At 74.5% G+C, this 707-nt stretch carries 2 protein-coding genes; one reads left to right on the top strand and one right to left on the bottom strand.

Annotated features, from left to right (window positions below):
- Window positions 1-101 precede the first annotated feature (101 nt).
- Window positions 102-401 (bottom strand): hypothetical protein, encoded by a 300-nt coding sequence (locus ACWJ6R_RS37500; RefSeq protein ID WP_449066731.1) that lies wholly within the window; start codon window positions 399-401, stop codon window positions 102-104.
- 173 nt (window positions 402-574) lie between these two features.
- On the opposite strand from ACWJ6R_RS37500, the gene ACWJ6R_RS37495 reads away from it, so the two are divergent.
- Window positions 575-707, top strand: a 133-nt coding sequence (locus ACWJ6R_RS37495) for a helix-turn-helix domain-containing protein (protein WP_449066732.1), incomplete at its 3' end; no start/stop codon positions are given.

Below are 707 nucleotides of genomic sequence, written 5' to 3'. Positions count from 1 at the left end.
GACTCCTGCGGCCCGCCCCCGACCGGCGTGCGGGATGGCGCCCGGCAGCGCTGGACCGCCGCCGGACCGAGCGGGCCGGTGGCGGCCGGGCCCGGGAAGCGTCAGGTGGTTGATCCGTTCCGGTCCGTGGTCGCCGGGTGGCGTCGTCCGTGGTCGGGACCGGCGGGGCGGCGGCCGAGCACGGCGTCGACCACCAGGAAGGCGAGCAGGGAGATCCCGAGCAGCGGGACGAACGCGCCCACCGCGATCGCCGCCGCCGCGACCGGCAGGAGCACCGCCGGGGGCACCGCTCGCCAGGTGCCGCGCGCGTACGGGGCGGCGAAGCCCCGGGTCGGGCGGCGCTGCCACCACATCCGGTAGCCCCAGGCGATCATGCAGACGAGCCCGGCGGCGAGCGCCATCAGATCCTCCCGAGGGGACCGTCGCCTTCAGACGACGGGGGAATCGGGAGCGGGAGGGCCGCCCAGGCCCGAGCGTGCCCCGACCTGTCAGGTCCGCGCATCATGAATGTCCTTCCCGGTTTTACTGGCGCCAGCCGATATCGTGGTGCTGTCGTTACCGAAGGTGAGGGGAGGTGGGGGTGCGCAGATCGCTGAAGTTCCTGCTGCGCCCCACCGCCAAGCAGGCCGCCGCGCTCGCGGCGTGTCTGGAGGACCACCGGCAGCTCTACAACGCCGCCCTGGAGCACCGCCGTACCGCCTACGCCA

The sequence above is a fragment of the Planomonospora algeriensis genome (assembly GCF_977012225.1).
The sequence above is the reverse complement of the archived record's forward strand: the minus strand, read 5'-3'. Positions and strand labels throughout refer to the sequence as shown.